Genomic DNA, 6,397 nt, shown 5'->3' with positions numbered 1-6,397 from the left:
TTGGGTTACTTGAAATTTTCTCGAAGGTTGGGGTGAAGTCCTTTTTCATGCCCTCAGAACCCTTGCCCTGCGGGAGTTTATAAATCTGCAAAACGCTCAAATAAATTGATAGTTTGCTGCACCATTGTTTTTACTTCTGCTTGCTGCGTAACGTCAGCCTTGATGTAGTATGCTTGTCCCCCAGACGCGCGGATTTCATCAACTGTTTGCACCCCATTCTCCTGTGAAATATCATTAACGACGACTGTTGCCCCTTCGTTCGCAAACAATATAGCGGTCCTTCTTCCTATTCCAGATCCTGCACCAGTAATCAGCGCAACCTTCCCATCAAGTCTCAACATAGTTCACTCCCTTATCACGGAATATCCATAGGATTGGGACAACCTTTGTGCTAGTTCCCGAATTGCTTGTAAAGATCTTTCGAATTTGGCTTTCCAATTCCTTTCTAATAACGTGACGCTAACAGCAGCCATAATCCGTCGTTCATGGTTGTATACAGGTGCGCCAATACAAAAGAATCCTTCTACTGTTTCCTGACAGTCACAAGCATATCCAACGGCCTTCACCTCCTTAATTTGATTCCAAAGTTCATCTCTGCTAGAAATAGTAAATGGGGTCAACGGTTCCAAGCGCTGCTCAGGATACAAAGCCAGAAACTGATCCCACCCAACATCTGACAGAAGTACTTTTCCCAACGAAGTAGCGTATGCAGGAAGTTGCTCACCTGGGTTCGACGCTAATCGAATTGGCGATGGACTCTCCTGCTTTGCTAAATACAAAACGTTACTGCCATTAAGTACGCCGAGTTGAATGGTTTCACCAATCCGTTCTACGGTGTGTTTTGCGGCATAATGAAAAGCGTCGATCAAATTAAATTGCTTAAAATAAGAGGCGCTCATCGTACCCAAAAATGGCCCTAACGAATAAGTTCCATCTTGCTCCTTTTTCACCCATCCTAAGTTTTCCATCGTTGATAATAGAGAAAACATCGAACTTTTATTAATTCCGGTTAGTCTACTTAAGTCAATCAGACGCAGTTGCGAAGAATGCGCCATAATTTCCGTGAGAACGAGACTAGCCCTTTCTATCGCCGGTACCCAATATTTGCTCATTCGCTTCACCTATAATACATTTGGTTTTTTATAATAAACTTAGTTTATTATTCTGTGATTGAAGTATACCAAGCTAATCAACCGCTTTCAATACTCGTTTGTCGAAATAATTCAAATATCAAAATCTGCAAACATGGGCATGGCATATCATTAGACAGTGATTTTCACGAGCTATGCCTAACATCTGACAACACTGAAGCAAACGTAACCTAAGGGACTCATTGATCATCTCAACAGATAATCTTTTGAGTCCCCCTAATGGAGAGTTGACTGAAGTGCAGAAAAAATTCTCAGTGAGGGCATTCTGAAGCAATACACGAGCGGTCAATCGTTACAAGGATATCCAAAACCGAAGTACCACATTACCATTCTCTTCAACAAAGCTCGTATCCTGAATTCCTCCATGATATTGAACCATGCCCTCAAAATCTGACGGATCCTTGGTAATCACCCATGAGATCATCGGCTCTCCGCTGCGACTCCACTCCTCATAGAAGGCCAAGTATGCATCGCGATACGCCATCGATGGTTTAACTAAATAAACCGGTTTCATCAATATTCCACCATTCTAATTTTGTGTGGCTTCCGTCCATTTCAGTTCGGTCACTACATCATGCGGTGCACCGTGCCGCAAAATGTATGTATTATCATCAAGTGGAATTCGCACACAGTAGGGGCAAAAATGTCTGCCTGAATCCGACACTCGGTCGGACGTCGGCCCAATAAAGTCGCCCACGTTTCCGCAGCAGCCGATACATCCCGAGTTGCAATCGCAATGCTCCGCAAATTCAAGGCTACTGTTGGTGTCTCCTTTTAAATACAATCACTAGCTCGTTTCTTGAACTGCGCGTGACATTCAACACCTTTATCTCATTCTGTTGAATTTGGGATTTAATTTTCTCCATTTGCACAACCATTTCAGGCAAATGGTCCTTGGACAAAACTACCCTCTCGAAGCCATCCGCAATCTCCAACTCACGCTCACCTCGTTTCCTGCAACATTCACCGCGCCCAAAGACAAAAGGCGACGGAAACAAGTCCCGTCGCCTCTTCGTGTAAAGTCGGCTACCCAATTTTATTCCGATTTCCCCGCTGGATATTCTAAGTTTATTTTGCGAAGCTCATTTTGTCAACTGAACACTACACCTGCGTACAAAAAAATGCCCCCGCATCTCTGCAGAGGCCAAATAGGGGGTAATGCGACGAAAACCATCATGGCGTCGTCTTAACAATAGACAGTGTAACGCGCCAACGTTGAAATATGATTGAAAGTTCACACGAAACGGTGCATTGAGTCTCCCACCACCGATAAAAAAGGGACAGTCCAAAATCTTGGGCTGTCCAAAGGGAAGATGTCTTTCAGTGGCATACACATGCCACAAAAGCATTATCACAAATGAATGTGAAAAAGAAGTGGAAAGCGCGTGGCGTTTTTATGGTCTCACGTTTTTATGGTCTCACATTGAACTTTAATGTGACTGACGACGACGCGGTCAATTCAACCACTTTCCATGCCAAATCTATCTCTCATCAACCTTCGAAACATCGTGCTGTCGATTTCTGTTTTCTGCACGTTCCCGTCAATTCTCTCGGTAAACGATGTATCCGTTAAAATCATGGGGCCTCGCTCTGTTAGTTTCGTAACTAATGGTCTTTTATTAAAAGCAGATTCTGGATGCTCTAAGATGACTTTTTGTACCTCGTTCAGTTCGGCAAAATTCGCAACGACTTTTGTGGAATCAAAAGCATAACCAAGCTTCCATTCATCATCCTTATGCTTTAATTTCATATACAAAAAGTAATTACCGTACTCACTGTTCACCTTTTCGATTCGAAATTCCCCGTTGCCTGATTTGACGATATCCCCGTTTAATGGCACCGGCTTCAAAGGTAAATTCCCTCCAAATCCAGTATCGATCACATATTGTTGATGATGGTGCATGATGATGATAGTTACATGCGTTCTTCCCGTTTGACTCCACTGTTGAGTGGTAGGATCAAATATAATGCCTCGAACGAGGTTCGCATTGAATCCATTTTCAATTAAGAACAGGTAGAAAATCGCATTTAGCTCGTAACACAGCCCTCCCTCGTTACGCTTCAGTATTTTGTCTATTAAATTGCCTGGTGTAATATCGGTTGTCCGATTCTCCATAATGCACAAATTTTCAAATGGGATGGTTCTAGCAGTCTTTTCAAGAATTATATCCAGGTTTTCAAAAGTGACATTCTCGTTCTCCGGGACGCCTATTCTATTGAGAAACAGTGTTCTTAAACTGTGCATGACCTCATCCCCTTTTCATCGTCGATAGTGAGCGTTTGAACAAACATAGAAACTAACGTATCAACCATCTCCGAGGACTCATTTTGCAAGGATATGACATCATCGCCAAAGCTACACATCATCAAAACGTGATGAAATAATTGACCATAAAACATGCGAGCCAACAGTTTGAAATTTCTATTTCGAATCACATGCTGCGCTGCCAGCTTCGCCATATATTCCGCTAAGTGTGCTTCTAGACGTTCAGGAATCACATGGATTACATTCGCGAACGCTGGGTTTCTTGGAGCTTCCATCACTCCAATGCGAATGTAATCTATGTTTTTGTACTGAACTTCCAAATAACGCTGAGCGAGAAAGGTCAAATCTTCACGCAAACACCCACTCAATCGTTCATCTAATTCCTCTGTTAACAACGATGTGGCTCCCTGTCGGGAAAGAACCTCACGAAATAAATTCTCTTTGTTCCCGAAGTGACGAAATAAGGTAATTTCGTTTACGCCAGCCCTCTCGGCAATATCTCTCGTCGAGCTTCCTTCGTACCCTCTTTCCGAGAACATGGATAACGCCGCTTCCATAATCCGCTCACGCGTGTTCAATTTGCTCAATCAAAAGCACCTCATATGGCCTAAACCGTCAACTTTAAACTTACGGCCGGACTTCGGAGAGATCATCGACACCTTGATTTTAAAGTGAGGGACACGAACATGCAAGTATGCACTTGCATTCATTTATTGAATAGAAGCGCACGTACGCACTAGATTCCCATAAAAATAGCAGGCCTCACATGTCGAGAAGCCTGCTATCTATGATATTCATCAAAGGACCATGTCCGCACAACGACTGTCCGCAGCATCCCTCTGACATTTAGTTACCATCTTGGACAGTGCTACATCGTTACGCCTAGCGCAGAAGGGCTGTCCGTCAAAGCCTGCCGCGGAATCGCTCAATCGCTTCCTCGGTCACCGGCGCAAACAGATTGACGAGGTTTCCATCGGGATCGCGCAATATTGCAGAGCGGTTCCCCCACGGCATCGTAGTCGGTTCCTGTACCCAATCGTCGACCAGCGGTTTTAAGCGCATATACTCTGCATCGACATTGTCGACGCAGAACTCGATGATGACAGAGTGATTGTCGGCCGCACGTGCAGCGTTGCCGCCGAACAGTTGCACCGTCTGAGAGTGGCCAATCGCCAGGGTAAACGATGAGAGGCATAGCTCAGCGAAGACGGGCGCGGGGCGCGTCGCTGAAACACCCGTGACTTTCTCATAGAACTCAACTAATCGATCCAAGTCGTCGGTAATCATGCGTACAGAAGCGAATTTCACAAGACATCGTCCTTTCGATAACGAAGTTTCATTTTTAATACGATACTGTATCGTATCATTTTTGAATTATAACACAAATTCGGCGTCAGGGATGCACCTGTGATATGATGTGAAGGATCATTCATTTGGAGACAACGAACCCAAGTTTAAGTACCTTTTTGTTGGAGGGACGATGGTGACTACGTCAAAGGCATCTGAACCTGTGCCGCACGCAAAGGTGGATAAACGCGTCGAGCGATCACGACATACCGTCTTGGTTACTGCGTTCAAGCTGCTTAGTGAAAGCGGTGTGGCTGGCTTTACCGTCGACGAGGTGGCGCGCCGTTCTGGGGTCGCGAAGACAACCATCTACCGCCATTGGCCAACACGGGAGGCACTGGTGATGGACGCCTGCTCGCAGATGATTGCGAAGCAGGAAACGCCCGACACCGGCTCGCTTGAGGGTGACGTCTCGGCTATCTTGTTGGAAATTGCCCATCTATTACGAACTGCGAATTGGTCATTCGTGCTGCCGTCCATCGTCGACACGGCCGAGCGCAATCCGGAGTTCGCGGAAATCCACAGTCGGATTCAGCGGGGACACGCCGCCCCTCTGCGAGAAGTCCTGGAACGGGCAGTAGACAGGGGCGAACTGTCAGCAAACGGTAACGTGTCAACGCTTGTCGCAGCACTGCTGGGCCCGCTCTTCTATCGCCGCTGGTTTTCACGCGAACCGGTCGACGACCAGTTCGTAAAAGCAATTATCAACCTCGTACTCTCTACAAATTAAAACGAGGCGCCAACCGCATCTTAACCGAAAATCCGTGACGAGTTTTAATGTCGTTCGTTCCTGCTCAGACGTATTGGGCCAGTCTATAGATGTTGGCGGACTCTTACCAGAAAAAATCGTTACACCACACTAGTGCTTAGCATTCTTTTCGCACTGTCTGAGAGTCCCATTCGCGGGTCCGTCATCACTTAACTCGTCTCATTTATCCGTTTCTCACCCCTACATCAAAAGCAGACGAGTCGACAGGTCTCGGAATTTTCCATTGAACCATCACACGCTTAACTACTGCTTAACGACTATAGAAACGAATCAAGGACAGGCCCTGTAGTCACCTAGATTTACAGGGCCTGTCCTTTTTTGTCACAAACTGTGACAATATATATTTCGTCACTAAAATAATCAGCTATGTCGGTCACAGTTTGAATTCCATGATCTTCACCCTACCGTGGTTGTTAGAATGCGGGCGATGATTCGAAGACAGTCCGTCATATATTAGGGCAGAAGAAAGGCATACTAGACCCCCCTTGATAAATCAAGGGGGGTCTAGTTTCATATGGGCCCACTAGTATAGCGCATAATAAAAGTGCAGAACACCGCAACGTAAAAATGCAGACTCAGTGCGGTGCCTGCGGATAGTGAATAGGCACTTGCAACACCACTTTTCCAACTCTACCCTAGGATTTGGTTAAGAATCCTGGGGAGATGAGAGAGGATGTTGAAAGTGCCACAGCAGCAGTATATCAAGTTTCTCTACGAAAATGGGGACTATTCGATTTCCGAAATTTCCAGGTTGTATTTGTCAAGCGAAAAATCCCCCACCTAAAACTGGGCATCATGCAAGGTTTTGCTTTTCAAGCCACTCCTTCGTCTCTTTCATGCGAAACGAATTTCCGTTCATGTTAA

The 6,397-nt window shown here is 45.4% G+C and carries 7 protein-coding genes; 1 reads left to right on the top strand and 6 read right to left on the bottom strand.

Annotated elements, in window-relative coordinates; translation table 11 throughout:
* Positions 1 to 77 precede the first annotated feature (77 nt).
* From J3482_RS19235 to J3482_RS19210, 6 genes are all read right to left on the bottom strand, one after another.
* Entirely contained in the window at positions 78 to 341 is a 264-nt protein-coding gene (locus tag J3482_RS19235; RefSeq protein ID WP_268884593.1) for an SDR family NAD(P)-dependent oxidoreductase, read from the bottom strand.
* 3 nt (positions 342 to 344) lie between these two features.
* Positions 345 to 1,112 (bottom strand): IclR family transcriptional regulator, encoded by a 768-nt coding sequence (locus J3482_RS19230; protein ID WP_146824917.1) that lies wholly within the window; start codon positions 1,110 to 1,112, stop codon positions 345 to 347.
* 331 nt (positions 1,113 to 1,443) lie between these two features.
* A complete protein-coding gene (locus J3482_RS22180) occupies positions 1,444 to 1,665 on the bottom strand; it encodes a hypothetical protein (protein WP_146824918.1) in 222 nt (73 codons plus the stop codon).
* A 945-nt stretch (positions 1,666 to 2,610) separates the two neighbouring features.
* Positions 2,611 to 3,396 (bottom strand): arylamine N-acetyltransferase family protein, encoded by a 786-nt coding sequence (locus J3482_RS19220; protein ID WP_206922958.1) that lies wholly within the window; start codon positions 3,394 to 3,396, stop codon positions 2,611 to 2,613.
* Positions 3,384 to 4,004 (bottom strand): TetR/AcrR family transcriptional regulator, encoded by a 621-nt coding sequence (locus J3482_RS19215; RefSeq protein ID WP_146824919.1) that lies wholly within the window; start codon positions 4,002 to 4,004, stop codon positions 3,384 to 3,386. Before J3482_RS19215 ends, J3482_RS19220 begins: the two co-directional genes overlap by 13 nt.
* A gap of 316 nt (positions 4,005 to 4,320) precedes the next feature.
* Complete coding sequence (locus J3482_RS19210; protein WP_146824920.1) at positions 4,321 to 4,725, bottom strand: VOC family protein; 405 nt, start codon at positions 4,723 to 4,725, stop codon at positions 4,321 to 4,323.
* Positions 4,726 to 4,897: 172 nt separating this feature from the next.
* Between J3482_RS19210 and J3482_RS19205 the strand changes: the two genes are divergently transcribed.
* Positions 4,898 to 5,494, top strand: a complete 597-nt coding sequence (locus J3482_RS19205; RefSeq protein WP_146824921.1) for a TetR/AcrR family transcriptional regulator — start codon at positions 4,898 to 4,900, stop codon at positions 5,492 to 5,494.
* Positions 5,495 to 6,397 lie beyond the last annotated feature (903 nt).

The sequence above is a fragment of the Alicyclobacillus suci genome (assembly GCF_017329615.1).
Taxonomy (GTDB): Bacteria; Bacillota; Bacilli; order Alicyclobacillales; family Alicyclobacillaceae; genus Alicyclobacillus; species Alicyclobacillus suci.
Note: the sequence above shows the minus strand (reverse complement) of the source record. Positions and strands in the feature narration are given on the sequence as shown.

Bases quoted from the DNA above. Each gene is read 5' to 3' on its own strand.
- J3482_RS19230 (WP_146824917.1), bottom strand. From the start codon at position 1,112: ATGAGCAAATATTGGGTACCGGCGATAGAAAGGGCTAGTCTCGTTCTC.
- J3482_RS19205 (WP_146824921.1), top strand. From the start codon at position 4,898: ATGGTGACTACGTCAAAGGCATCTGAACCTGTGCCGCACGCAAAGGTG.
- J3482_RS19220 (WP_206922958.1), bottom strand. From the start codon at position 3,396: ATGCACAGTTTAAGAACACTGTTTCTCAATAGAATAGGCGTCCCGGAG.
- J3482_RS19235 (WP_268884593.1), bottom strand. From the start codon at position 341: ATGTTGAGACTTGATGGGAAGGTTGCGCTGATTACTGGTGCAGGATCT.
- J3482_RS22180 (WP_146824918.1), bottom strand. From the start codon at position 1,665: ATGAAACCGGTTTATTTAGTTAAACCATCGATGGCGTATCGCGATGCA.